This is a genomic window from Methanobrevibacter sp., assembly GCF_045611865.1.
Taxonomy (GTDB): domain Archaea; phylum Methanobacteriota; class Methanobacteria; order Methanobacteriales; family Methanobacteriaceae; genus Methanocatella.
Genome location: NZ_JAZKXX010000065.1, coordinates 1 through 26,441, shown reverse-complemented (window position 1 = coordinate 26,441; position 26,441 = coordinate 1). Strand labels below are relative to the sequence as shown.

Below are 26,441 nucleotides of genomic sequence, written 5' to 3'. Positions count from 1 at the left end.
TATTGAAGTTACATTACTTCAATATTTTTTGCTTCTTCTTTGCGAAGACAAACATCATATCCTTTGATGCTCATTTCAATAGGATCGCCTAAAGTAGCTACCTTTTTAACTTTAATTTCAGCTCCTTTAACAAATCCCATACCTAATAAATGTCTTCTTAATTCAACATCCCCGGTATCGTGGTATTTAACTAATGTTACAGTTTCACCAGGTTTTGCATCTTTTAAGGTTTTCATAATATCACCGATTAAATTTTTAGGTATACTAAAAAATCTTTAATTAATATTTTGTAATAACGAATATATAAATATTTAGTTATGACTAAAAATTAAAAAAATGATAATTAGATATAACTAATCATCATCGTTTTTTGGGATTTTAACTCCCCTAATTCCACTTTTACTACGCATTTTATCACCTATCCAAATCCTGCCAATATACCTACATTGTAAATCAAGAATGAAACAACGTATGCAGTAATTAATGTAATGGCACACATGAATGCCGGCCATTTCCAACTATTGGTTTCTTGTTTTATTGCTCCGATTGCAGCAAAACACGGTGTGTATAGCAATGTAAATGCCATGAATGAGAATGCAGATAGAGGTGTGAAAGTGTCATGGATTAATTGAGTAATTCCTTCTTCATCATCCTCTTCCATTCCTGCAAGTGTACCGAATGTAGATACTACAACTTCCTTAGCACCTAAACCTGCAACAACAGCCACAGCAGCCTGCCAGGTTCCGAAACCAAGAGGTGCGAATATAGGTGCTAAAGTGGTACCGATAATACCTAAAAGACTCATTTGAGGGTCTGATCCACCATATGGGAAAATATTTTGTAAAATCCATAAAATTACGGATAATGCAAGAATAATAGTTCCTGCCTTTTTCAAGAATCCTTTTACCTTTTCCCATGTATGTAACAATACACCTTTAAGGGATGGCACTTTATAGGTTGGAAGTTCCATTACAAATGGGGCTGACATTCCCTTAAACATGGTTCTTTTAAGGATTGCTGCAACAATCAATGCAACAATAATACCTAATACATACATTAACACAGTCATGGTTGCTTTATTTTCAATGAAAAATGCCGCTGCAAAAATTCCATAAATAGGCAATCTTGCTGTACATGACATGAATGGAACAAGCATCATCGCAAGTAAACGATCAGATTCGTTTTCCATAGTTCTTGTTGCCATAATAGCAGGTACACCACATCCAAATCCTAAAATCATTGGAATGAATGCCTTACCGTGAAGACCAACTAATTTATGCATAACAATATCCAAGGTAAATGCTGCCCTTGCAAGATAACCACAATCTTCCAGGATACTTAAGAATAAAAACATCAGAATAATAATTGGCAGGAATGTAAGAACACCACCTACTCCTCCAATTATACCGCTACCGATAAGTGAAGCTAAATTTGGATCGGCAATTGCAGAAGAAACCCAATCACCCAACATTCCAAATCCTTCATCAATTGCATCTTGGAATGGGGCTCCGATTGTGAAAGTTAATTGAAACATTGCCCACATTATTCCTAGGAATATGAATGGGGCTAAAATCCTATTAGTAACAATTTTATCGATTTTATCAGTCATTGTTGGTTTTTCAACAGCCGGCCTTGAAACGGCCTCTGCCATTAAACCATCGATAAATGCATATCTTGCATTTGCAACAACCTCTTCAGCACCTTCATCAAAAATATCATAAAGGTGTTTTGATACCTTATCCACTTCAACCATGATTTTAGAGCTTATTGAAGATTGTTGGACTTTTTGAATGACAATTGAATCTTTTTCTAGTAATTTGATTGCAGTCCAAACTGAAGGCACATCCAATAAGTTATTGTCTTGTTCAATTAATTCCTGCAATTCAGCCAAGTGTTCCCTTAACTCATTACCATAAGATAATTTGGCACTTGTATCAATAGGTTTTTGAGATTGTTTTTCAACAGTTGTTAACAATTCTTCAAAACCATCTTTTGTCTTAGCATTTATTTCAACTACTGGAAAACCTAAAAGTTCACTCATCAATTCAATATTAATAATATGTTCTTTTTTCTTTGCAAAATCGTTCATGTTAAGAGCAAGAACCAAATTAGCGCCTAGCTCCATCATTTGAACGGTTAAGTATAAGTTACGTTCTAGATTAGCGGCATCAACCACATTAATGATTACATCAGAGTCATCATCTACAATGAAATCTCTTGAAACGATTTCCTCCATAGAATGAGCACTTAATGCATAGTTACCCGGCAGGTCGATGACATCATAGTCATAAGGTCCATGTGAAAAGTGACCCTCTGCCCTTTCGACAGTTTTTCCAGGCCAGTTACCTACATGTTGACGCATACCGGTTAATTGATTGAAAACAGTGGTTTTCCCCACATTGGGGTTTCCTGCTAATCCTACAATTAATTTTGTCATTGATTTTTTTTCTCCCGTTTTAATAAATATAATAGACCATATTTTATTTTGTAAAATATCATCTATTGCTAAAAAAAAATATTTTTAGTTTGAGGTCTTCTAAAATAATTAGGTTAACCTAAACCTATTACATTATTGGATTTTATCATATTTAAATATTTAGGCATGCCAAAACCTAAAGCTTTATATATAAAAAATAACTATTGTTATATAACGGCCATTATTTTTTTGATGGTTTTCATAGTAAAAATTTAGGCATGCCTAAAAAATTCGAAACCTTTATATACTATGATGACCAACTTTAATACAAGTGACATATAATTTAGGTTAACCTAAATTTTTCACTTAAACAAAACATATTATTAGTCAATAATAATACAATCTCCAAAATACATATCTGCATTGAATTAGCTTTTCACAATTTTCTAATTAGATGCAAAACGGAAAAAAATTCTGCCAAATAATTTTCCGAAAAAAACACGAATTGGTGTTTTAACTCTCCTCAAAAAAACACCAATCTACTCTCTTTTTTTAAAAAATTTAATTCAATACCCTTCGCCGTCGTAAGTGGCGGCGTCGTCGTAGATTTCTTCGTCCCAATAGTTATACTCGATGTAATCATCTATTTCCTGGTTTAAACCCCAGTTATGATCATCATAATAAGTATATGCATTGAAATTACTGCTTTTAACTGCAATCCACTTGGTTTTTTTGGCCTTTTTATAGTGTGAATCTCCGTCAAACTTGACTTTAACCTTGTACTTTCCAACGTTATATTTCAATAGGAGTTCACCATTATATGGCTTATATGCCCACTTGTAATTGCCATATTCATCAGTGATTCTATAATGAATAGTGCCTTTACTTCTTATGGCTCTTCCCTTACTGTCAACAAGTTTGATTACAATATAACCTTTGTTTTTAAATGGATGGTCTTCGGTAGTTATTTTAACTTTTACTTTTTCCTTTGCAACAACAGGACTTGCCGCAACAAGGAAAATTCCAACGATTGCTATAATGATAATGATTTTTTTAGTAGTGTTCATGGTGGATAATATATTATAATTAATATATATAATGTACCCTATTATTAAGAATCAACCTCCAGATATCTTTTTAATAACTTCTTGATGAAATCAATTTTTTTAAATCACTTAAATTTTATAAAATCAGTACAATATTGCATAATGGCTTCAACAAACTATAAATTATAGTTTAAATAACTAATAGCTATGATAGAGTTAGTGATTGCTTGTTTTATAGGCATATTAATAGGTACAACAACAGGGATGATACCTGGAATACACGTCAATACGGCAGGGGCAATAATATTCGCTTCCTCAGGACTCCTTTTAGGATTTCTATCCCCAGAATTTCTATGCGTAATGCTCGTTTCCATGTCAATAGCCCATGCACTGATTGAATTCATTCCCTCCATGTTACTTGGAGTGCCACAGGAAGGAACTGCAACATCAATTCTTCCAGGCCATAGAATGGTCCTACAAGGCAGATCAAAGGAAGTCATAAGAATCGTCAGTGTCGGCGGTTTTGGAGCAATATTGATAACGATTTTAATGCTTCCAATATTTACCATAACACTTCCAATACTTCACGATTTGACAAAACCATACACATGGATAATACTCTTATCAGCATCGATTTACCTGACACATAAACTAACAGCAAATTTCAGGGATTTCCTATGGTCCTTGTTGTTGTTTTGTTTATCTGGAATTCTAGGATGGATCTTATTTCAAACCCCTATTTCATCAGGTGTAACATTAATGTGCACTTTTTCAGGTCTTTTCGGAATAAGCACAATACTATTCAGCCTGAATGACTCATCAACAATCCCCCATCAAAACCCATTTTATGATTTAAACATTGATTTTAACAAGTTTAAAAGCATATTTGCAGGAGGAATTACAGGAGCCATTTTGGGTTTTCTTCCAGGTTTCGGACCTGCCCAGGGAACCGTGATTGCACAATCCGTAAGCGGAGCAAGTGACATAAACGATGACGATACAGTAAACTTCCTACTTGCAACTTCAGGGCTTAACATTTCCGATTGCCTGTTTTCACTCATTGCAATCTACATTATCGGAAATCCCCGAAGCGGCATTGCGGTTTACATGTCATATCTGCTTTTTGAGATGGGAGCGAACCATCTACTAATCTTTATTTTCGCATCACTTCTTGCGGTTTCCGTGTCTTTAGTATTGTCTTTAAAACTTGGCGATTCATTCTCCAAATTAATGGGTGGCGTTGATTATAGGAAATTGTCGATTGGAGTGATTATCCTTCAGATTGTTATATTATATATCTTCATTTTTTATTATCAAGCCCCTGTTTTTTACATGACATTGGCCTTGATTACCTCAACGGCAATGGGAATGCTTCCACACTACATAGGACTCGGGAAATCCCACTTGATGGGGATTTTGATTATTCCAGCCATCATAATTTACATGCAGATGTTTATTTAGGTGATTAAAATGGAAAAAACATTATTAGAACAGTTCAATGAAGAATCTAAAATTATTGACAAAAATGAATTTAAAATAATTAAATTAAATATTTATGAACAAAAAATGTTTGATATTATTTTAAAATTAAATAACAAATTATAGCTAGATAATTACCACATTATCTGCTATTTTTTCTGCTTTTTCACTTATTTCCCCAATATCTGCTCCAGGAAATGCATCTATAACACATAAATCCACATGATCAATGCTTAAATCCTCAAAAGATTCATTGAAAATCTCAAATCCACCTTCAATACCATTTAGTTCCAAGTTATTCTTTAGGGCTTCAACCATTTCTGGATTTATGTCATTGAATATTACCTTTTCAAAACCCAATTTCTGCAGATAAATTCCAAGGGCTCCCAAACCGCACATTGCATCAACAGCCACCCCTTTTTCAATGCCTTTGTTATTAATATAATTGTGAAGCCTTACCAGCTTATCTTCTGTTGTCATTGCAACTTCTATATGGTGGCGTGCCTGCTTTTTAACAAGAACTATCTTTTCACCAAGCAATGTTCTCATGACATTGATTTGTGTATCGTCACCTGCAAGGATTTCAAAGTGGTTAATCTCAGAATCCTTGTTGAATTGCCCTACGGTGTTTTGAGGACTTCCCTTCAACACGCATGCAACTTCAGGCACTTCATCCATCAATTTAGCTGCAACATCTGGTGTAAAATCTGGATGCAATAATATCAAGGTCTTTTTGCCTATGAATTGTGGGTTTAGACTGGAAAAATAAAAATTAGATAATGGAACTGGAGAGTTACGCCTCAATGTTGCCTTTTCAGGCACAATTTCTGATTCAATCATGATTTTTAAGATATGACTCATTACAATATCAAGAGGCCTTTTACCACAACTGCACCTCATGTATTCACCATTAAGCTCTTCAAAATCAATTAGGTCTTTTAGAGGTGAAAACTTTTTAATTTGTATGTCTATGCAGTTTTCACATTCTTGCAATGCATTTATTCTTCCACCAATGTCCATGATAAAATCCCCTTCACACTTATGATTTATAATTGATTTGTATTAAAAATATTGATACCATTTGTAATAAAAATTTATTAATTAGTATTACTAATCTATAAAATACGATTAAAAAATGGTGGTTTAAAATGAGCAATAATGAGATTATTCCGCAATATGATGTAGTTAAACAGGATTATACTCCAAAAGAAAAGACAATATTAGAAGAAATCCGTGAAAACCTAATAGACATAGCAATGAACTCAAATGAAAACTTTCAAGTAAGTGAAGACAAATTATTACTTGAAATCAGAAACTTCCTATCGACAAAAGAAAATATTTCAAAAGAATACTCAGACCAATTATCACAAAAACTTCTAAGAGACATTATAGGATACGGACAGATAGATCCTCTAATCCAAGATGATGATTTAGAAGAGATAATGATAATAGGCATTAATAAACCTGTTTTTGTCCACCACAGAAAGTATGGCATGATGAAGACAAACATCCGTTTCAGTAATACTTCTGAGTTAATGGATTTAATCGATACAATTGCAAGACAAATCAACAGACGAATTGACCAGGAATCCCCAATTCTAGACGGCAGATTAATTGATGGTTCAAGAATCAATGCAACAATACCTCCGGTTTCTGCTGATGGACCTTCACTTACAATACGCAAATTTAAAAGAGATCCTCTAACCATCATTGATTTGATAAAGTCCAAAACCATTTCAATTGATCTTGCCGGCTTTTTCTGGCTGTGTTTCGACGGGCTTGGAGTAAAATCTGCAAATGCAATCATATCAGGAGGAACAAGTTCAGGTAAAACAACCACATTAAATGCACTTTGCGCATTCATAAACCCAAAAGAGAGAATCATAACAATCGAAGACACTTTGGAGCTTCAAATTCCCCATGAACATGTCATCCGTATGGAAACCCGCCCCGCAAACATTGAAAACAAGGGAGAGCTGACAATGAATGATTTAGTCAAAAATTCCCTAAGGCAAAGACCCGATAGAATTATTGTTGGAGAAGTTCGGGCAGAGGAGGCAATAACCCTTTTTACAGCATTGAATACAGGACATTCCGGTTTTGGAACACTACATTCAAATAGTGCTCGTGAAACAATAACACGCCTTACAACAGAACCCATGTCAGTTCCGAAGATAATGATTCAGGCAATTGATTTTATCATAATGCAGAATAGAATTTATACCCCATCAGGAGTGTCTTATAGGCGAATCAGTGAAGTCGTTGAAGTTGTTGGAATGGAAAGTGATACGATTCAATTAAATAGGATTTTCAAATGGAATCCCAAAAGAGATGCAATTGAAAAAGTAGGGGTTTCAAGTCAAACATTAACCAACATTGCAGAGGTAAGTGGAAAATCCCTAACACAACTTTACGGTGAGATTGAAAACAGAAAATTAGTTTTACAACACATGATTAACCAGGATATTCGCTCGGTAAGTGATGTCAATCGCGTGATTGAACTGTACTATAAAAACCCAAGCAAAGTTTTAAATAGAATTCTTACCCATTAGGTGATTATATGTTAAATAACATGTTCATATTTATTGGAGGGATTGTTTTAAGCTTCATTAATTTTTTTAAGAACTTATCTTTTAAAAATTTTGAATTTAAACGGGAAAGGAAAACTAAGGAAATCAATGCAGAAATATTTTCCAGGTTAAAATTTGAAGAGGTGAAAATTCAAAAAAAGGAAAAAACACCAATGGACAATTTAAGAGAAGTTTTACTTAAATATTTAGCAAATAAACAGGCTATTTTAATTATTTTAATTATTTCTACATTATTAATGTTATTTGCCAGTTTAGAAGTTGTCGGAATGTTTTTAACAATAATTGTTATGATTTATATCTTTATTTTCGCATATCCCCAAATCAAACAAGAGCGAAGTTACTCAGATATTAATCAGGAGCTCCCATATGCTTTAAGACACATGGGAATTGAACTAAAGTCCGGAAAAGGCCTTCATGATGCATTCATTACAATTAAAAATGCCGATTACGGATCACTGTCATGGGAGTTCAGCAGAGTTTTAGAAGAAATTAAATACGGCAAGTCAACAGAAGAGTCATTACTTGACATGAGCGATAGAATAAAATCTGAAGGCCTCACAAGGTCTATCCAACAAATTGTTGGAACTTTAAGAGTTGGAGGAAATCTTGCAGGCAATCTTGAAATTATTGCAAAAGATATTTCATTTGATATGCAAATCAAATTAAAAGAGTATTCCCAAAGACTGAATTCTTTTATTTTGATTTACACTTTTATAGCCATTCTAGCTCCTGTGATTGGTTTAATTATGTTAATGGCCAGTTCAACAGTTATGGGTGATGTTATATCTGCAGATATGTTGTTAATAATATATGCATTGTTTTTCCCGATGGTGGTGTTGTTTATGGGAGTGTTTATTAAAAAATTAGAACCTAAAATATGAAAAATTAAGGAATTGGTTAAAAGAATGAATCAATTCCTTTTGATGCAAGCAATCCGGCAAATGCACCTTGTTGGTCCATTACAATATTTCCTTTTGAATATTGGTCAATTGCTGCTTTAATCATTGCTGATTTTTTATCCGGGTCTTTTGCAGAGTTTGCAGCTGCTTTTACTATTTCAAGTACTGCATCTCCCCTGGACATTCCATTACCCCAATCTTCTTCACGGATAATATCAATACCACTTGCAGTTACTTGTTCACCGTTGATGTCCAATGGACTGGCTGCTGCAAGTATTGCATCCAATGCCTGACTGTTAATTGCAACAACAGAGTCGATTTTAATGCCAGTGTTAACTTCAACGATTTCTTTTGCAAGCTGCATTGATTGGGCATTATCGGCATCCCAAAATGCATCGTGAAGCAATAGTTTTGAACCTGCACCCTGTGCTTGGGCCTCTTGAGGTTCAGCCGCAGTCGGGTGAGTCAATCCCCCAGGATAAACTGCTGAGTAATTTTTAAGGGTGCCGTTTTCCAGGTGAACAATGAATGCCATATCACATGCCCCCATTCCAGGTCTGTTTTCACTTTCATCAATAGCGCATACCAGAATGTTTTTATCACCTTGATTAAGCTCTGTAGTGTTGCCTAAAAATATTAAACTGGCAATTGTTGCAATAAACGCAACCAGAATCACAAGTAAAATCATGATAATTAATTTCTGACTTCTTTTCATAGTAATGACCTACTATAATCTAATTAGGTTAATATCTTTCAGTCATCCTATTTAAAGATATATTAAAAATAGAATTTAGTGACAGTTACATCCAAAAAAGAAACACCAAATTTTTTGAAAAATACCCTTTTCTTTTTTAGTATCTTTTTTAGTAGCTGTACAACATTTTGATTTGTTTACTTTTTCAGCCATAAATTTACAACCTTTAAAATTGAGAGATTGAAATTAAATATGAAGACATATTTAATTTCCTGAGAGTAGTTATATGTTTTTTGTTAAACTAGTAAGAGAGTTATTGACCAATCTAACAAATCGGAGTACGTACTGTCAAAGACAATACTTGCAATCAAAATTAGATTTTTTAGGTAGACCTAATTTTTCTCGCTACTAGTTATGTAGTTTAGTTTAGTATATAAATGTTTCTAATTTTTTAGGTAGGCCTAAATTTTTAGATTTAAATGAGAATTGAAAATTTTGCATCAAAGCATCAATATTTTTTAAAATGTATAAAGATTAATTAAATATTCTATTGAAAAAATTCCAATGATTTTGATTATTTTTTTAACAACACGATCATATTATTAAATTATATTTATAAAAATTATCTTTTTATATGAAAATGTTTAATTATAATAAAATTTAATGCAAAATCATATAAGCAAATTTATATATTAATTAAAATAAAATTTTATGTGCATATGTTAACAACATTATGATTTTTAATAAAAAGAATTAATTTGGAGGAAAAATTAATGAAGAAAATTAAACTTGGCATTCTTATTTCAATTGCTTTAATTTTTCTTTTAATCATTGGTGCTGCCAGTGCTGCCGATACAGTCAGTGACGATGTAGCTAGTGCCGCTGGTGATGAAAAATTATCAATTGACCAAGATGATGCCCTCGCCACAGGCGAAGAAGTCAAGTCTTTTACAGATTTAAGAACTGACATCGAAAATGGCGGTTCTGAAATTAAATTAGAACATGATTATAAATATAATGAAACTGTTGATATACTTGATGATTGGCATTCAGGTACCTGGTATGGTAAAAACAATACTGAAAGATACACTGAAGGCATATTAATTAATAAAGATTGTACTATTGATGGTCAAGGCCATTACATTGATGGTGCAAATGTTGCACGTATTTTTAAAGTTGATACTTTCCGTGATGTAACTCTTAAAAATATTGAATTTAGAAATGGAAATGCTAGTATTGGTGGTGCAATATATTCTTCTGGAAAATTAACACTTGAAAATTGTATATTCATAAATAATACTGGTGGGTCAATATATACCTTAGAAGAACAATCATTTGTATCTGTAATCAATGATGCAGCTAGTTACAATGCTCAATTAGAAAATCCAACTAGTGCATTAAACTCATATTATTATAATTGGCCAAGAGAAGATGGTGTTGATATTGATGGAAATCCTGTTCATACTGCAACCCCTAAAATCGTGGGGCACAGTTGGGAATCTGCTATATCCGCCGCTACTGATCCTTCTGAAACTTCAACATTCCCATGGGTTACTTTAAAAATGAATAATTTCACAGGTGAAATTGTATTTAGATATGATGGTGAAGTTAAATACACATGGTATGTTGTTGAAAAAAATTATGGTATTCTTTCTGTTCCTAATGATTTAGGAATGACTGATTATAGGTTAGCATGGAATACAGGTACCCCTCTAGATAAAGTATTTGATCCTTCAAAATTACAAGTATTATTTATTCCAGGTAATCTTGACGATAGCAGTAATTTTGGTTTAATCAATAATGAAACTAGTTACAATGCTCAGTTAGATGATTCATCTAGTGCTTTGAGTAAGTATTATACTGCATATCCTCGTGAAGATGCTATTGATGCTAATGGCAATCCTATTCGTGACCCAGATACTCCTGTTGCTGGCCACAGTTGGTTGTCTGCAAAATCTGCTTGGACAGTTAATCCCCACGACCCTGCTATTCAGAATTCTACTTTCCCTTGGATTACTTTAAATAATTTGAATAGATTTACTGGTGCACTTGTATTTAAATATAATGGTGCAACTAAATTTGTTTGGAATGTTGTTGAAAAGGATTGGGCTATCATTTCCGTTCCGGATGATTTAGGAATGACTGATTATAGGTTAAAATGGAACACTAGTGAAGTCATAGATGGCGGTAAAGAATTTGATTTATCACTATTACAAGTTATAATGATTCCTGCTAATATTGATACAAGTAAGGCCGCCGTTATTTCAGATGAAGCTTCTTATAATGCCCAATTAGCCGATAGCAATAGTGGTTTGAATAAGTATTATGCCGCATATCCTCGTGAGGATGCTATTGATGCTGATGGCAATCCTATTCGTGATAAAACCACCCCTGTTGCTGGTCACAGTTGGTTGTCTGCAAAGTCTGCTTGGACTGATGATTCACATGACCCTGCTAAACAGAATTCTACATTCCCATGGATTGTTTTAAACCTGAATAAGTTTAATGGTACTATTCTATTTGGATATGAAGGTAAGGCTAAATTTGCTTGGACCGTTTTTGAAAAGGATTTTGGTATTGTTTCTGTTCCTAATGATTTAGGAATGACTGATTATAGGTTAAAATGGAATTCAAGTGACGTAATAGATGGAGGCAAAGTATTTGACCCTTCAAAATTACAAGTAGCATTCTTAGCAGGTGACCTCATAACTCCTACTGATGTAAACAAAGATGCTTCATTAGATGTAACTGATTGTACATTCAAATTCCTTACTGGTACAGTTAATGCAGATAACATCACTTATGGTAGTGCTTTAAAAATTAATGGTACATTAGGCGATATTGGAGTAAATACCATCCACAATTTAAGCATATTCTTAGATTATAATAAATATGCCGATGATGTTCTTGATAACAACAATAACTTTGTTACAACAATTCCTAATGTAAATGCAGGCACTTATACAATAAAATTCGGTGACAATAAAGGAAATAGATTTTATTTAGCTGACGGAGTTACTAATAAAGTAACTGTCACAGCTAATGCTTTAAACCCTACAGTTACTATAGCAGACAGCGTTGCTTATGGTGATGACATCTGGATTAATGTCACAGTCCCTAGCGACTACATTGGTAAAATGAACTACTATGTTGACGGTGAAGACTACGGCGCTGTTTCAACACCTAGCATGACAATTTACCAATTACCAACAGGAAAACACAACGTAACCATAACATTTGCTGCTGATGGTAATTATGTTGCTTGTGAATTTAATAAGAATTTCACTATTACCCAAGCTGCTTTAAACCCTACTGTTACTCTAGCAGAAAGTATTGCTTATGGTGATGCTATTATACTTAAGGTTAGTGTTCCTAGTGATTACACTGGTAATATGAACTTATATGTTGATGGTGGATATTATGGTATTGTTTCAACTCCTAGCATGACCATTAATAAATTACCTGCAGGAAAACACAACGTAACCATAACATTTGCTGCTGACGGTAATTATGCTGCTGCTGCAGATTATAATAAGAATTTCACTATTACCCAAGCTGCTTTAAACCCTACTGTTGTTGTAGCTGACAGTATCCCATATGGTGAGGACATCTGGATTAATGTCACAGTCCCTAGCGACTACACAGGAGATATGAACTACTATATTGACGGTGAAGACTACGGCGCTGTTTCAACACCTAGCATGACAATTTACCAATTACCAACAGGAAAACACAACGTAACCATAACATTTGCCGCAGACAACAACTATGTCGCTTGCGAATTTAATAAGAATTTCACCATTACTCAAGGTCCTTTAAACCCTACTGTTGTTGTAGCTGACAGTATCCCATATGGTGAGGACATCTGGATTAATGTCACAGTCCCTAGCGACTACACAGGAGATATGAACTACTATATTGACGGTGAAGACTACGGTGCTGTTTCAACACCTAGCATGACAATTTACCAATTACCAGTAGGAAAACACAACGCAACCATAACATTTGCCGCAGACAACAACTATGTCGCTACTGAAGTTATTAAGGAATTCTATGTCACTAAAGTTGCGCCAAAATTAGATGTGACTATTGATGACATTACTACTTTAGACAATGCGCTTACTGTTAAATCTTCAGTTGATGGCAATTATAATTTGGAAGTTGGAAGCAACGTTGTTAGCTTCACTGTTGAAAATGGTATTGCTATGGTTCCTATTGTCAAGTTAACTTCTGGAGATAAAATCGCAGGAGTACTATTTAGAGGTAATGAAAACTACACTGACGAGTTAGTATATGTTAACTTTACCGTGAATAAAGTTGCTTCAAAAATTGCCTCTGCCAATGTTAATGTGGTATACTTAAACAATGGTAAGATAACTATCACTTTAACTGGTGCTGACAATGCACCAATTGAAGGTGATGTTGTTGTTGTTTTAAATGAAAAAGAATATAACGCTACTACCAATGCTAATGGTAAAGCTACAGTGACTATTGCTGCTAACCTTGTTCCTGACACATACAAGTTTACTGCAAAATTCAACGGAGATGCAATTTACAAACCTGCTTCTAAATCATATAGCTTCGTTATTACAAAAGCAACTCCAAAATTCACTGCTAAGAATAAAGCATTTAAAACTACCACATCCCCTAAAAAATACGCAGTAATATTAAAAGCAGGTAAAAATGTAGTTAAAAAAGCTAAAGTTACCTTAAGAGTTAATGGTGTGACCTATTCAGCAACTACCAATGCTAATGGTAAAGCTATCTTTAAAATTACTAAATTAAGTAAAAAAGGTACATTCACTGCTGCAATTAAATTCAAAGGTAACGATTACTTCAACAAAGCATATAAAAAAGTTAAAATTGTAACCAAGTAGATGCAATTCGCATCTACCCCATTTCTTTTTTTGAATATTATTTTCCATCACAAAATATGTAGGCAACCATTTAAGTTGCTAAAAAAACTAATTAAAATTATTCTTATAAAAAAATATCTTAAAATTAAAAAAAAGCAAGAGTTATCAATTATTGAATAACTCCATTAATTATTCTTAAAAATAAAAAAAAATTAGTGGAAAATCAATTTACATTAATCTTCCAACACCAGTAATTTCAATACTTGCAACACCATCAATAGCTGAAACCATTTCTTCAACAGGTTCAGATCCACCTTCACCATCTTCGGTGATGAAGTTTAAGATAACAGCAACTAAACCAAATGCAATTGGTTCTTCTGAAATTTCGTGGATTCTAGCGCCTTCAGGCATTGAACTTTCGATAGTTGCTTTAATAGCATCTAAATCTACTTCTGGACTGTCTGGCATGATTTTCATAGTTGTTAATACTTCACCCATTCTAATTCCTCCATTTTAATATCTATGGTCCTTCAAAACCACATTCACATTTGTAAGCGTGACCAAAGGTACGACATTTTTCACATCTTGCGATTTTTGCTCCACAAATAGGACATTCGAATTCAACGAATGGTCCGGTTAATGGAATTTCTTGTTTACATGAAATACATTCTACAGTTTTCATTTTATTCACCTATTATTTTTGTGTAATCGAAATTATAATCATTTACATTATCATCTATAAGAGATAAGACCCTTTCGGGATATTTTCCGTTTACTACATAACAATTAGTCCCAAACTCTAATAAAAGAGACGGTAACATTACATCAATCGATGACTCTTGAAAAGTTAGTAATGTTGTTGCATCGATTTTACTTATGAATGTTGAACCTGGCTCTTTCGGTTCTTGGGTATATATACCATTTACATTTGTTACTATTAAAAGCTTTGCATTTAGAAGGTGTGAAATGTATGCTGCAATCGAATCTGAAGTCACATCCCAGCTGCATTTAAATGGATTTTCTGTCTTTAAAAACTCGGAAACTACAAAAATTGGAGTGAAACCTTCATCTGCAATTTGATTTACATCATTTATTGAATATGCAAGTTTTGTTGAGTCAACCTTATCGTTGACAAGTTTGGCTATGATATCCATACAATCAATAGCTGTCCAATGGTTGGTTTCTTCTGTGAAGTTGATTTCATTATCGTATTTTCTAATTAAGTTTGCAAATTCTCCTCCACCCAAAACTATGCATGAATTGGTGTTTTCTAACCTTTTTGCCAAATCTATTGCATAATCTGGAAACAGACTTCCCCCAATCTTTACAACCTGTTTTATGATAGAAATCACGACCCTGTTTAATTAAAAGTAAGTATCATTAAATGATGGTTTGACTATAAAAGTTTCAAATCGCCAGTCACTTCATCAATAATTTTGTCCTCATCTGGACCAAGTGCCAAAACTGTAATGCTTGATGTAGGTATCTGAGTTCTTCCAGCATCAACTACCAAATAATTGACAATACCATTTTCATCGGCCAATTTTTTAAGTTCAATCAACTCTTCTTTTGTCTGGACTTTCAAAACTACCTTAGCATAAGCTTCATTTTCCCATTTTCTAATCTTTTCTGCAGGAGATTTTTTATATGCTCCAATGGATCCATGACAACATTGGGCTGCAATCTTTCCCTTGCGCATTTTCAAATCTGTTCTGACAATCATTACCTGTTTCATAATATCTCATAAGTTATGTTTTTCTTTAATTTCAAGAACTTTATCCAATGGAATTTCAGATTTTTGAGCGATACTTTCGGGATCATCTCCAGCTTTTAACAATTTAGCAATAAGCATTTCTTCACCTTGCTCAAAACCTTGCTCATATTTATTCTCACCATATTCATGCATCAAACTCATCCTATCACCTAACATATCACAAATTATATTTCTCAATAAAACATCATCAACAAATTTGTCAGTCGTTAACCACATTATTCCTAAAGCCAGATTCAGCTGAGAAATTGTTAAATTTTTTAATTTTGACATAATTTTAACAACTTTATCAATATAATCAGCAATATTAGAATCTTTTTTACTTAATGGAACTAAAGATAATAATATAATCTCTTTACTAGTGGGAGTTTCCTTATATTTAAGTTTATTTTCAACAGTATTTATAATTTCACCACTGTTTAAATCATTCAAACCAACTACAACATATCTGAATGAATTTAATTTGTTGTATTTGTATTCAACTATTTTTGAATCTTCAGCTGTGCTTAGAACTGCTAAATTTACTTCTTTATCATTTTTCTTATGTTGGTCAGTTATTGCAACATAGGAATGTGCTCTTCTTGAAAACTTATCGTCAACAAGAGTGCTTTGAAACTCGACAATTAGGTTTTCGTTGTCCAACTGAAGAATCAAATCCGGCCGGTAATTTGTCGGGTCAATGTGTCTTAACTCTTTAGTCCAAACTTTAACCTTTTCAGATTCAATCCCCAGAATCTCCAATAGAATACTTGCATCCTCATCAGAGACATTTTTGAAAATCATGTCTTCCTGAAATTCAGCCATGGAATTAACCTCCTAATTTAATTAAATATAATCTGTTAAAAACACTTAAAAAGAGTTTATATTTAAATTAAACCATTATAACTTAAATAAATTGGATTTTTCGCCTAAATTTTACAAAACAAAATCAATTTTTCAAACCCAAAACAATGCCGAAAATGGACTTTTAACTAAACTTTAATTAAATAGAACTAACAAAAATGTTAATGATTATATTTTTAAGGAGATAATAATGACTCGTATTTCAATTTTAGACAAAGACAGATGTCAACCGAAAAAATGTGACTATCTTTGTATCCATTACTGCCCCGGTGTCAGAATGGACGAGGACACCATCGTAATTGATGAAGATAGTAAAAAGCCGTTGATATCAGAAGAATTATGTGAAGGGTGCGGTATTTGTACAAATCGTTGCCCATTTGATGCTATTACAATTATTAACTTACCTGAAGCTGCCGATAATCCAATTCACAGGTTCGGCCAAAACCAGTTTGAACTGTTCGGACTTCCAAGCTTAGAAGAAGGAACAGTTTTAGGACTTTTAGGTCAAAACGGTATCGGAAAATCCACAATAATGAACATTCTGGCTGGAAACCTGATACCTAACTTTGGAGACTTTGAAAATCCTCCTGAAAACTGGGACAATGTCATTGAATACTATAAGGGTTCAGCACTTCAAAAATACTTTAGGGACTTGTCTGAAGGCAATGTGAAAACCATCCTAAAGCCACAGATGGTTGACAAGCTTCCAAAAGTTGTAAAGGGTAAAGTTAGAGACTTGCTTAACAACGTAAACGAAAGGGACAAGCTTGACTATGTTACAAAAGAACTGCAGCTTGAAAATGTCCTTGACAGGAACATGGAAAACCTGAGTGGTGGGGAACTTCAAAGGGTTGCAATAGCTGCAACCGTCTTAAGGGAAGGTGATTTCTACTACTTCGACGAACCTACATCCTGGCTTGACGTATCACAAAGGTTGAATGCAGTTAAGGTTATTCGTTCTTTGGCTGATGAAGGTAAAAGCGTTCTTGTAATCGAACACGACCTTGCAACTTTAGATGCACTTTCAGACAACATCCATATCCTATACGGTACTCCCGGAGGATACGGTGTTGTATCCGGAAGAAAAGGTGTTCGTTTAGGTATCAATGCATACATCAAAGGGTTCTTGGCAGAGGAAAACGTAAGAATCAGAAAAAATGCAATTGAATTTACAATAAGACCACCAACTCCCGAAGATGAAGGGGACGCACTTGCAAGTTATACCGATTTAAGCAAAGACTATGATGGCTTTAAGTTAACAGCCGATGAAGGTGAAATCTTTTATGATGAGATTGTAACTGCATTCGGTTCAAACGGTATCGGTAAAACCACATTTGCAAAAATGCTTGCAGGCGTTGAAGAGCCAACTACCGGTGAAGTTGATGAGGAAGTAACAATAGCATACAAGCCACAATACATTGTAACCGACTTTGAAGGAACCGTCAGTGACTTCTTATATATGAATGCACCTAGTTTCGGAAGCAAAATCTTTGAAAGTGAAATAATGAACCCATTCGCATTAAATGAAATGCTCGACAAACCTGTTAAAGGTTTAAGTGGAGGAGAACTTCAAAGATTGGCCATTGCCGCTACACTTTCAAAGGATGCTGAAATCTATCTTTTCGACGAACCTACCGCATTTTTGGATGTTGAGCAAAGGTTGATAGCTGCCCGTGTAATCCGTAAGATGGTTGAAAGCAGAAATGCCGCTTCACTTATCGTTGATCACGATATTGTCTTTATCGATTACATCTCTGATAGGGCAATGGTGTTTGACGGTGTTCCTGGTTTGAACGGTCATGCTTCAAAACCGACTGACCTTAGAAGCGCAATGAATGAGTTTTTAGGAAACCTCAACATTACATTTAGAAGAGATAAAGAAACAAAAAGGCCAAGGGTCAACAAGCTCGACAGTTATAAAGACCGTGAGCAAAAGGAAAAAGGCGAATATTACTACCTATCCGATTAAAGGAGGCAATTCATGTTTGAAAATAGAACAAAAGGTGCGCAGTTAGTTAAGAGAATTTCCTATTTCTATCTGCTGGTTGCAGTATTGGTCATTGTTGCAACAGCAATCTTTGGAATTAGCGGTTTTAGCCTGAACATCATTTTCTATATAATAATGTCCGCAGTATTATACTTGCTTTCAACCAGATTCCAGGAAAACAAGAATACATGGATTTTTGTAGTCATCTGTGCAATCATTACCATCATATGGACATTAAGCCTAATTGGGCTTGTATTGACTATACTTCTAATAGTTGCTGCAAATGACATGAGAAAAGAATTGGAATAATCAACTCCCAATTCTTTTAAAACATCCTTATATGACCAAATTTTCCCAATACCTCACTATCACCACTTAACAAAAAATATTACTCGTCATAGTAATTTTTTAAGAGTTTGTAATACTTTATTTTAAATTTAAAAAGTTTATATACTCCTTCAAATAAAACTTTAATAAAAAACAAGTTAAAGTGATTTTTATGAGTTGTTATAAATATTGGGGAAAAATAGAAGAAATCGCAGATAAACTTTCAAGCTATGGTGATTTAGACAAATATGGAGATTCTGCACTTGATGATGTTGATATCAACGAAATTATTGACATTTTAGATGAAGTGGAAATTATAGCTCACGACAGAGAAATAGATTTTGATTCTGCAAAACACATCCTTGATGATGAAAAAATGAACAGAGCATTAAAATTGATTCGTAAATTCTATGTATATGTCGGTGCGAGACTTGAAACTGAAAATGCAAGAAAAATATTGGAATCTGAAAATCCTCAAGAAACCTTAGATTCATTTCAATTTTATGAAAGATACATTGGACTTTTAAACAATGAAAGTCAACTTGCTAAATTTAATGAAAGCAAAACTTTCGTATTTTTAGGAAGCGGACCACTTCCAATCACATTAATAATGTTTAACCAGGTTTACGGCTGTAAATGTATTGGAATAGAAATTCAAGAAGAAGTTGCAGATTTATCCAGAAAAGTATTGAAAAAATTAGGTCTTGATGATGACATTAAAATCATAACTGGTGATGAACACTCAATAGAAGATCTTGATTATGATATTTTAATGGTGGCTGCACTTGCAGAGCCAAAAGACAGAGTATTTGCAAACATCTGGGAAGTGATTGATGAAGACAAACCATTGATTTACAGAACATACACTGGAATGAGAGCAATCTTATATGCTCCTGTCCTTGAAAAGGACACCAGAGGATTCCATAAAGAAGTTATGGTATTGCCAACCGGAAAAACAAACAACACTTCTGTATTAATTAGAAAAATTGTTTAAAAATTAGTTTTAAGCCTTAATAGTTATTAAAGTGAGGAGATACTTTAATAACTATAAGAGAGACTTAATTACATCAAATATGTATAGGTACATGTAATTGATTAAAAATCTTACTATAGACCTATTTAAATACAAATTGACAATTGAAAGATAATCGATTAAAACTATCTTTCTAACACAAGTAATTATTTCACTAATCTTAGAAAGACAATTGAAAGATAGAGTGTAAATAGCATGATGCTATTTACTTAAATAATATGACCTAATTTCTAAATTGAGGTTGTGGCATATTAAGATTATCAGAGAGTATCTGATAATCTATAATATAGTAAATAGTAATAATCATATAAATGTTATTAAAGTATTACTCTTTAAATTATAGGCTAAATTATTAACAGATAATCAAATATTCCTCATATAAAAATTAAACGATTAAAAATTAATTATAGTTAAAAATAAGTTCTTATTAAGCCCAATTAATAAAAATTAATAATCGCTAAACTTCCTAAAATCCGTTTAAATTTAAAAATAAATAATCAAACACATCATTTATCAAAATAATATATGAAATTAAAATATTTAATGAAATAATCTGCTATATGCTCTCAAAACAGTTGAAATTATTGGAAATTGGGAAATAAAAAAAAGTAATACTTTTTATTAAAATAATACTACATAAAATAATAAAAAATTATAAAAAAATATTATACTTTACACAATAATCCTAAGATCAACTGCCAAACACCATAATTTTATTAAAAAAATAGCTATTAAAGTCTTGAGGAGTGAAGATTGCTTTAATAGCTATTGTAGACAGTGAAAGAAACCCATATATAAATATATAAATCTCTTTTTTATTTTATTAATTAACCCAATATTGATGGAGAAAAATGAGTAAAATCAACTGGTTATGCCAACAATCAACATTACTCTAGGCTAATGATGAATTTTATCAATATCAAGATAACTAATCGAAAAATAATCAAAATATTCTCTATTTTAACTATCTTTCTAACATTAGTAATTATTATCTCACTAATCTTAGAAAGACACTTAAAGTGAAAGTAAATAGCCATTATTAAATAGCTATTTACCTATGGCTTGACTATTTTTTTACTATTTTAATTCCAATGGACCCAATTTAGAGAGAGTTTTATGGAATTCATCCATTGTTTTTTGGAATTTTTCACCTTCAGATGCGGAAATCCATTCGAAACGGAACCTTTCTTTTTCAATTCCAAATTCTTCGATAATATCTTGAACAATTTTTGCTCTTCTAGACCATTTGTAGTTACCAGCATCATAATGGCAATCACCAATATGACAACCTCCTACAAATACTCCATCAGCACCATCTTCAAATGCTTTAAAGATCATGGATGGATTAATTCTTCCAGAACACATCACACGAATGATTCTAACATTAGGCGGATATTGCATACGTGCAGTACCTGCAGTATCTGCACCACCATAACAACACCAGTTACATAATAATCCTACAATTTTTATATCATCAGACATCAAACCACCTCATAATTCAACTTTATCTGGACTATATAATGGAGGTTTAACATCATCTGAAACTCCAGCTACATAACCAGTCCTATCGTAATATTTTTTCTGCAATTTATCAAAAATCAATGAAACAGGAATATCCATCGGACAGACATCATCACATTGACCGCAGTCACAACAACTGAAACTCATGTGAGAGAGCCTAACTCCCTGAAATGCAATTGGTTCTGGTGGAATGTTAAGTTCATCTTTGAAGTATGCCTTGTTCAATTCACAATTTTCATAACACCAGCATATCGGACAGATGTCTCTGCAAGCATAGCATCCAATGCATCTTTTCCATGCTTCCATATCTTCAGCATCCCCGAATTTGGCATCTTGGGCTTTTTTAGCCATCTTAATCATGATGCCCTCTACTTTTGATCTTGCCTCGATTGATTGTTCTGATGCATTTTTGGTTTCAAGAATTCCTGCACTTTTTGCACCGTCGATTAATTCCTGACCTTTATCATCATTTATTTCAATGAAAGTCCATCCATCTTCAGCGCCCCAGTTACCGCAAGCAATGTTTGCTTTTCTAGGGATTTTTACATCACATCTTTGACAGTTGTTACGTCTTCCATATCCTTCATGTTCTAATTCGTGGATTTTAACACCTTTTTCACTGCCGTCTGCAAGTTCAACAATGAATTGGCCTTTATCAATTTCCTCACTTACAACATCATCCGGATTAATATCATAAAATAATTCAATCATTTTACGTCCAGTGACAGGAGATACGGTTCCTCCACAATTTAAACCAACTGTATAAATGTTGTCCGGGTCGATTTTATGTCTTTTAATCAATTCTTGAATGGATCTTATATCACATGGTTTAACTGCCACAGCAATTTTTTTATCAGCCAAATATTTTTGAATGATGTCGCCCACCATAGTAGGAGCACAGTGATAAGACCCTGCAGTTGAAATTAAATCTTCACAATCAGTTATAAATGTTGGAACACCATCATATATATCATCTCCAGGACGTAATGCCAAAACACCATCAACCATACCCTCATCCAATAAATATTTGAAAATACTTGTTACAGCGCCTCCACATTCACCAGCTTCATAGATTGCACTATCTTTAGATTTAGCTAAAATATAACTCATAAAATCACTCCAACTCACCATTTATTTTTTCAATGATTTCCACAATGCCCATTTTATCAGATTCACAGACTGAACTAAATTCTTGGGTTAATCCTTCAGCATTTGTAAATGATCCATCTGACTCTAACCATGATTTAATTGGAATGACAAAATCAGAAATTTCGGTTGTGTCATTATTAGATGGAGTGAATGTAATAACTTGAGATATTGATTTAAAATCGAAATCAAATTCGTTTACAACATCCTCATTGAAAACAAGTAAAACTTCAGTATTGCCCAATAATTCCAATGCATCTTCTTTTGACATGGCTTCAACTAAATCTAAAGCTCCTTTTGAATTAGATTTACTGTAAACTGGCAATAATTTAGAATTTGCACTTTCAATCAAATCCAAATCCTCAAAAGAATCAACTTTATTAAATATGATTATAGATTCATCATCAAAATCATTATTTTCTAAAAATTCTTTAACAGAACCAGACGTAAATTCATCAGAGATATTTGCGGTTGGAGTACCTTCTAAATCATCATTAACATATATTTTAGCACCATTTTCTTTAGCGCGAACAATGCGTCTTCCAATTAATGGATTTTCATATAAGATATTTCCAATTACAAAAAGTTTTGAGGCATTTTCAACATCATCATATGAAACCACAGACTCGAAATTTTTCAAATTATTATCATATGCTAAAATATTAAAACCTTTAGATTCACATAAAGATTTAATTGCCTCTAAATCTTCATTAGAATTATTTCCTGAAAAAATAACAGTGATTTTTTCATTATTGGCAGATTTTAATTTGCCAATAACATCATTTAATACTTTTAAATCAAATGAAAAGTCATCATCAACGTTTTCAACAGAAGCCCTTCCATTTGAACAATTCTTCCCTTCATTTATAGGATGTCTTTTATATGGAAATGTTCCAACAATTTCTTCATTATCTAAAATCACATTTATACCACAACCAACACTACATGATGGGCATAACGTGTGTTTAATTTCAAACATAATACATCACCAAATTTATAAAGCAGCATTTAAATTAACTGCAGAACCAATATCCTCATTTATTAGCTTATAATCTGATTGTCTAGTTAATGAAAACATCTTCATTAACAAATCACATGCATGATGGAAAATTATTTGAGAGCATTCTTGCTGAACAAAACTTTCAAAATCCCCCAATTTAACTAATCCTGCAAGTTTAAAATTTAAATTGAAGTAATTGGCTGATTTTAAAATAATGTCATATTTTATAGCTCTTTGATCAGTGTTTGTATACTCGACTGACCAATCAATATCCAAATTTAAATTTGTATTTTTAGGATTGTAATTTTCTCTAATCATAGCTATCTTTTCTACAGTAATTTCCACACTACTCTCTCCAATTATTTATTAAATAATCTCCAAATTATCAAAATTAATAAAATTAATTCAAATAATCTATACACTTGTCACAAGTAATAAGTATATAAATGTTGTTAAAGTATTACTCTTCAAATTCAACGATTTTCATAAAATTAAGCTATTATAATGATTTTAATAAAAAATAAATTGCATATATGTTGATAATAACTAAAATAAACATTATTAAGAGTTTTCTAATAATGATTAATAATTGTAAAAAATAATTAAATAAATTTAAACTGAAAAAAGAAGAATATTAATGATTATTTATCCAAACTAATGAAAATATTGGAGTAAAATTGAAAAATTAGCGTTTAAATTGTTTTAATATTTAAAAAAAATAGTGAAAGTATGAAGTAAAAAGTAGTAATACTTTTTTATAAAATAATACTACTTGAAAACATACTTTTTTATAAAAAATTATTATTTATACTATTGTCAATGCATCAGGCACATTCTTCAAAATATTCTCCTTAACTGGAATCATTGTTGAGGATGCAATTGAAAAGTCGGCACTTTCGGCAGCGACTTTATCATCACTTTCACCAATGATTGTTGCATTTAAAGCACCTTGCAAGTTATCAACAGTGTTTTTCAATACCCAATCATCAACATCTGAAATTATAATTTCATCAACATGTTTATCTAATTCATTAGCAATTACCCATGAAATAAACCTTCCGCCATGAAGTGCGATTGTATTTCCATCAGCCAAATCAACAATATCGCTTAAAGTATGTTTTAATTCAATGTTCTGATACATTCTTGAATTTACCAATGTGGCCCAATGTGCATCACCCACATGATAAGACCCTATCTTTCTTGGATAAACGTAATCGGGACCTGCAATTTTAACTGCAGTGGCCAATGATAACAAATCATGCTTTTGAACTGGAAGACCACGATTCGGGAATTCCTCATTGATAATTTGAATTACTCTTGGAAGTCCGAATTTTCCTCTTCTTGCGGTTCCAGGCTCATATCCACACATATATCCATGATGATTTTTTGGAAAACCTGTAATTATCATATTTAGGCCAGTTCTAAGACCTGCCCTTACCTCATGTTCATAAGCACCATTAGTGGCTACAACTTTTCCTGGAGACAATATTCTTGCAGCTGCAATTGTTTTTGCAAATCCTTCAGTTGCATTTTCACATCTATTAAAAGGACCTCCTTCAACTACAATCACATCAGCACCAATCTCAATAGATTTTTCAAAACCGGTGATTACCTCATCATAACCATCACCAACAAACATGATTGATTCCAAACCCCTGCCATATTTTTTAGCCAAATTTGCAATGTCTTCTGCTTCTCTTAATGGAGCTGCATGTCCATCACCTGTTTGTTCTGATGTAACGTTTACTGCAACGGATGAAGATAATTTAACCCATTGCTCCTTATCGTCTTTTTCAGCGAGTTCCTTGTCAATTAATCTTTCATGGATTCTTCCCCTTGGACATTCAGTAAATGCAGGACCTTTATTATAGCACTCCCCACCACATCCACTGATATTTTTTGGAAGTCTCATTGCACCATTTTCACCAAAGTGATCCAAATCAAGAGGCACATCAACAATTTCATGTACCTTCTGCATCACTTCAACACCACGCATCCCGAACTTTTCAGCTATATCTGAAAATGCATATGCACATATGTGAATTGGTGCTCCAATCATGTCTGCCAATCGGCAATTTCCCAATAATTCCATTAACTCCAAATCTGAAGCGCAAGTTCCTGCGACCACTTCTGTTAAGTCACATCCTAATGGAAATCTTTTGAATTGCATTCCTAACTTCATTGTTTCTTCTAGGGAAAGCTCTGAAATTGCATCAACAACAGAAGTTACATCCTTATCCATTTTTGATATTTCGATTGCTGCTTCATCATCATGAACAGCTTTTTTAATTAAATCATACATGAAAATTTACTCCAACTATAATAATAATTATTATATTTTCAGTAATAACTTTAATAAATAACTTTCTATTAAGGCGAACCTAAAACTATTTTAAGACAATATTATTAAAAAATAAAAGTATTACTAAATAAAATTAGTTTATAAATAAAGTAATACGAGTATTACTAAAAAAGAAAAAATAATATAAAAAATAATACTAAAAAAAGGACAATGTAAAGATTTAAATAATACTACTTTTTAATATAAAAATATTACTACATGGAATACTAAACCATAATTAAGTAATAAAAAATGCAATATGATGCTTTAAACCATGTGGTAAAACTTTTTTAAATAATTATTTAAAAAAAGTACATAAAAAAGGAGACAAAAAAATGAAAGTAGCAATTTTAGGTGCAGGATGTTACAGAACACATGCTGCAAGTGGAATTACCAACTTCTCAAGAGCTTGTGAAGTTGCAGAAGCAACCGGAAAAGAAAACATTTCTATGACCCACTCCACAATCGAAATGGGTGCAGAATTATTAGAA

The 26,441-nt window shown here is 32.8% G+C and carries 23 protein-coding genes and 1 pseudogene; 9 read left to right on the top strand and 15 right to left on the bottom strand.

The window, feature by feature from the left end; genetic code table 11:
- Window positions 1–8: 8 nt before the first annotated feature.
- The 3 genes from ACKI32_RS07505 to ACKI32_RS07495 all read right to left on the bottom strand — a co-directional run bounded on the left by ACKI32_RS07505 (window position 9) and on the right by ACKI32_RS07495 (window position 3,483).
- Entirely contained in the window at window positions 9–239 is a 231-nt protein-coding gene (locus tag ACKI32_RS07505) for a ferrous iron transport protein A (protein WP_407415113.1), read from the bottom strand.
- A 179-nt stretch (window positions 240–418) separates the two neighbouring features.
- The gene (gene feoB / locus ACKI32_RS07500) at window positions 419–2,437 is read right to left on the bottom strand and encodes a ferrous iron transport protein B (RefSeq protein WP_407415047.1); all 2,019 of its coding nucleotides are present in this window, start codon (window positions 2,435–2,437) and stop codon (window positions 419–421) included.
- A gap of 545 nt (window positions 2,438–2,982) precedes the next feature.
- A complete protein-coding gene (locus ACKI32_RS07495) occupies window positions 2,983–3,483 on the bottom strand; it encodes a hypothetical protein (protein ID WP_407415045.1) in 501 nt (166 codons plus the stop codon).
- Between the two features lie 186 nt (window positions 3,484–3,669).
- Here ACKI32_RS07495 and ACKI32_RS07490 point away from each other — a divergent pair, with 186 nt between their 5' ends.
- Window positions 3,670–4,923 (top strand): tripartite tricarboxylate transporter permease, encoded by a 1,254-nt coding sequence (locus ACKI32_RS07490; protein ID WP_407415043.1) that lies wholly within the window; start codon window positions 3,670–3,672, stop codon window positions 4,921–4,923.
- A 9-nt stretch (window positions 4,924–4,932) separates the two neighbouring features.
- Window positions 4,933–5,067, top strand: coding sequence for a hypothetical protein (locus tag ACKI32_RS07485; RefSeq protein WP_407415041.1), 135 nt, complete (start codon window positions 4,933–4,935; stop codon window positions 5,065–5,067).
- Here the strand turns inward: ACKI32_RS07485 and ACKI32_RS07480 are convergent, their stop codons facing one another.
- The gene (locus tag ACKI32_RS07480) at window positions 5,068–5,961 is read right to left on the bottom strand and encodes a 50S ribosomal protein L11 methyltransferase (protein ID WP_407415039.1); all 894 of its coding nucleotides are present in this window, start codon (window positions 5,959–5,961) and stop codon (window positions 5,068–5,070) included.
- Window positions 5,962–6,089: 128 nt separating this feature from the next.
- Between ACKI32_RS07480 and ACKI32_RS07475 the strand changes: the two genes are divergently transcribed.
- Together ACKI32_RS07475 and ACKI32_RS07470 are read left to right on the top strand one after the other, a co-directional pair.
- Window positions 6,090–7,493, top strand: a complete 1,404-nt coding sequence (locus tag ACKI32_RS07475; RefSeq protein WP_407415037.1) for a CpaF family protein — start codon at window positions 6,090–6,092, stop codon at window positions 7,491–7,493.
- A gap of 8 nt (window positions 7,494–7,501) precedes the next feature.
- The gene (locus ACKI32_RS07470) at window positions 7,502–8,413 is read left to right on the top strand and encodes a type II secretion system F family protein (protein WP_407415035.1); all 912 of its coding nucleotides are present in this window, start codon (window positions 7,502–7,504) and stop codon (window positions 8,411–8,413) included.
- 16 nt (window positions 8,414–8,429) lie between these two features.
- On the opposite strand, the gene ACKI32_RS07465 is transcribed toward ACKI32_RS07470, so the two are convergent.
- Window positions 8,430–9,146: a DUF4012 domain-containing protein gene (locus tag ACKI32_RS07465; protein ID WP_407415033.1), complete on the bottom strand. Its 717-nt coding sequence runs from the start codon at window positions 9,144–9,146 to the stop codon at window positions 8,430–8,432.
- A gap of 752 nt (window positions 9,147–9,898) precedes the next feature.
- Between ACKI32_RS07465 and ACKI32_RS07460 the strand changes: the two genes are divergently transcribed.
- The gene (locus ACKI32_RS07460) at window positions 9,899–14,002 is read left to right on the top strand and encodes an Ig-like domain repeat protein (RefSeq protein WP_407415031.1); all 4,104 of its coding nucleotides are present in this window, start codon (window positions 9,899–9,901) and stop codon (window positions 14,000–14,002) included.
- Between the two features lie 207 nt (window positions 14,003–14,209).
- On the opposite strand, the gene ACKI32_RS07455 is transcribed toward ACKI32_RS07460, so the two are convergent.
- The 5 genes from ACKI32_RS07455 to ACKI32_RS07435 are packed head-to-tail and all read right to left on the bottom strand — an operon-like array spanning window position 14,210 to window position 16,556.
- The gene (locus tag ACKI32_RS07455; protein ID WP_407415029.1) at window positions 14,210–14,479 is read right to left on the bottom strand and encodes an elongation factor 1-beta; all 270 of its coding nucleotides are present in this window, start codon (window positions 14,477–14,479) and stop codon (window positions 14,210–14,212) included.
- Window positions 14,480–14,501: 22 nt separating this feature from the next.
- Window positions 14,502–14,663 (bottom strand): zinc finger domain-containing protein, encoded by a 162-nt coding sequence (locus ACKI32_RS07450; RefSeq protein ID WP_116670085.1) that lies wholly within the window; start codon window positions 14,661–14,663, stop codon window positions 14,502–14,504.
- 1 nt (window position 14,664) lies between these two features.
- Entirely contained in the window at window positions 14,665–15,333 is a 669-nt protein-coding gene (locus tag ACKI32_RS07445; protein WP_407415027.1) for a delta 1-pyrroline-5-carboxylate synthetase, read from the bottom strand.
- A 44-nt stretch (window positions 15,334–15,377) separates the two neighbouring features.
- The gene (gene pth2 / locus ACKI32_RS07440) at window positions 15,378–15,716 is read right to left on the bottom strand and encodes an aminoacyl-tRNA hydrolase (protein ID WP_407415025.1); all 339 of its coding nucleotides are present in this window, start codon (window positions 15,714–15,716) and stop codon (window positions 15,378–15,380) included.
- A 6-nt stretch (window positions 15,717–15,722) separates the two neighbouring features.
- A complete protein-coding gene (locus tag ACKI32_RS07435; protein WP_407415023.1) occupies window positions 15,723–16,556 on the bottom strand; it encodes a hypothetical protein in 834 nt (277 codons plus the stop codon).
- 229 nt (window positions 16,557–16,785) lie between these two features.
- Here ACKI32_RS07435 and ACKI32_RS07430 point away from each other — a divergent pair, with 229 nt between their 5' ends.
- The 3 genes from ACKI32_RS07430 to ACKI32_RS07420 all read left to right on the top strand — a co-directional run bounded on the left by ACKI32_RS07430 (window position 16,786) and on the right by ACKI32_RS07420 (window position 19,903).
- A complete protein-coding gene (locus ACKI32_RS07430) occupies window positions 16,786–18,564 on the top strand; it encodes a ribosome biogenesis/translation initiation ATPase RLI (RefSeq protein ID WP_407415021.1) in 1,779 nt (592 codons plus the stop codon).
- A gap of 12 nt (window positions 18,565–18,576) precedes the next feature.
- A complete protein-coding gene (locus ACKI32_RS07425; protein ID WP_407415019.1) occupies window positions 18,577–18,891 on the top strand; it encodes a hypothetical protein in 315 nt (104 codons plus the stop codon).
- Window positions 18,892–19,081: 190 nt separating this feature from the next.
- Entirely contained in the window at window positions 19,082–19,903 is an 822-nt protein-coding gene (locus ACKI32_RS07420; protein WP_407415017.1) for a nicotianamine synthase family protein, read from the top strand.
- Window positions 19,904–21,019: 1,116 nt separating this feature from the next.
- Here ACKI32_RS07420 and ACKI32_RS07415 read toward each other — a convergent pair.
- From ACKI32_RS07415 to hmdC, 5 genes are all read right to left on the bottom strand, one after another.
- The gene (locus ACKI32_RS07415; RefSeq protein ID WP_407415014.1) at window positions 21,020–21,424 is read right to left on the bottom strand and encodes a hydrogenase iron-sulfur subunit; all 405 of its coding nucleotides are present in this window, start codon (window positions 21,422–21,424) and stop codon (window positions 21,020–21,022) included.
- A 9-nt stretch (window positions 21,425–21,433) separates the two neighbouring features.
- Entirely contained in the window at window positions 21,434–22,573 is a 1,140-nt protein-coding gene (locus ACKI32_RS07410; RefSeq protein WP_407415012.1) for a Coenzyme F420 hydrogenase/dehydrogenase, beta subunit C-terminal domain, read from the bottom strand.
- A gap of 4 nt (window positions 22,574–22,577) precedes the next feature.
- Window positions 22,578–23,588, bottom strand: a complete 1,011-nt coding sequence (locus ACKI32_RS07405) for a molybdopterin-dependent oxidoreductase (RefSeq protein WP_407415010.1) — start codon at window positions 23,586–23,588, stop codon at window positions 22,578–22,580.
- Between the two features lie 15 nt (window positions 23,589–23,603).
- Window positions 23,604–23,954, bottom strand: coding sequence for a pilus assembly protein (locus ACKI32_RS07400; RefSeq protein ID WP_407415008.1), 351 nt, complete (start codon window positions 23,952–23,954; stop codon window positions 23,604–23,606).
- A gap of 460 nt (window positions 23,955–24,414) precedes the next feature.
- On the bottom strand, window positions 24,415–25,911 hold the full coding sequence (gene hmdC, locus ACKI32_RS07395; RefSeq protein ID WP_407415006.1) for a 5,10-methenyltetrahydromethanopterin hydrogenase cofactor biosynthesis protein HmdC: 1,497 nt from the start codon (window positions 25,909–25,911) through the stop codon (window positions 24,415–24,417).
- Between the two features lie 374 nt (window positions 25,912–26,285).
- Here hmdC and ACKI32_RS07390 point away from each other — a divergent pair.
- A pseudogene (locus tag ACKI32_RS07390) lies at window positions 26,286–26,441 on the top strand (5,10-methenyltetrahydromethanopterin hydrogenase); the annotation flags it as partial.

Coding starts and splice junctions, on each gene's coding strand:
- feoB (WP_407415047.1), bottom strand. CDS start 2,437: ATGACAAAATTAATTGTAGGATTAGCAGGAAACCCCAATGTGGGGAAA.
- ACKI32_RS07495 (WP_407415045.1), bottom strand. CDS start 3,483: ATGAACACTACTAAAAAAATCATTATCATTATAGCAATCGTTGGAATT.
- ACKI32_RS07490 (WP_407415043.1), top strand. CDS start 3,670: ATGATAGAGTTAGTGATTGCTTGTTTTATAGGCATATTAATAGGTACA.
- ACKI32_RS07485 (WP_407415041.1), top strand. CDS start 4,933: ATGGAAAAAACATTATTAGAACAGTTCAATGAAGAATCTAAAATTATT.
- ACKI32_RS07480 (WP_407415039.1), bottom strand. CDS start 5,961: ATGGACATTGGTGGAAGAATAAATGCATTGCAAGAATGTGAAAACTGC.
- ACKI32_RS07475 (WP_407415037.1), top strand. CDS start 6,090: ATGAGCAATAATGAGATTATTCCGCAATATGATGTAGTTAAACAGGAT.
- ACKI32_RS07470 (WP_407415035.1), top strand. CDS start 7,502: ATGTTAAATAACATGTTCATATTTATTGGAGGGATTGTTTTAAGCTTC.
- ACKI32_RS07465 (WP_407415033.1), bottom strand. CDS start 9,146: ATGAAAAGAAGTCAGAAATTAATTATCATGATTTTACTTGTGATTCTG.
- ACKI32_RS07460 (WP_407415031.1), top strand. CDS start 9,899: ATGAAGAAAATTAAACTTGGCATTCTTATTTCAATTGCTTTAATTTTT.
- ACKI32_RS07455 (WP_407415029.1), bottom strand. CDS start 14,479: ATGGGTGAAGTATTAACAACTATGAAAATCATGCCAGACAGTCCAGAA.
- ACKI32_RS07450 (WP_116670085.1), bottom strand. CDS start 14,663: ATGAAAACTGTAGAATGTATTTCATGTAAACAAGAAATTCCATTAACC.
- pth2 (WP_407415025.1), bottom strand. CDS start 15,716: ATGAAACAGGTAATGATTGTCAGAACAGATTTGAAAATGCGCAAGGGA.
- ACKI32_RS07435 (WP_407415023.1), bottom strand. CDS start 16,556: ATGGCTGAATTTCAGGAAGACATGATTTTCAAAAATGTCTCTGATGAG.
- ACKI32_RS07430 (WP_407415021.1), top strand. CDS start 16,786: ATGACTCGTATTTCAATTTTAGACAAAGACAGATGTCAACCGAAAAAA.
- ACKI32_RS07425 (WP_407415019.1), top strand. CDS start 18,577: ATGTTTGAAAATAGAACAAAAGGTGCGCAGTTAGTTAAGAGAATTTCC.
- ACKI32_RS07420 (WP_407415017.1), top strand. CDS start 19,082: ATGAGTTGTTATAAATATTGGGGAAAAATAGAAGAAATCGCAGATAAA.
- ACKI32_RS07415 (WP_407415014.1), bottom strand. CDS start 21,424: ATGTCTGATGATATAAAAATTGTAGGATTATTATGTAACTGGTGTTGT.
- ACKI32_RS07410 (WP_407415012.1), bottom strand. CDS start 22,573: ATGAGTTATATTTTAGCTAAATCTAAAGATAGTGCAATCTATGAAGCT.
- ACKI32_RS07405 (WP_407415010.1), bottom strand. CDS start 23,588: ATGTTTGAAATTAAACACACGTTATGCCCATCATGTAGTGTTGGTTGT.
- hmdC (WP_407415006.1), bottom strand. CDS start 25,911: ATGTATGATTTAATTAAAAAAGCTGTTCATGATGATGAAGCAGCAATC.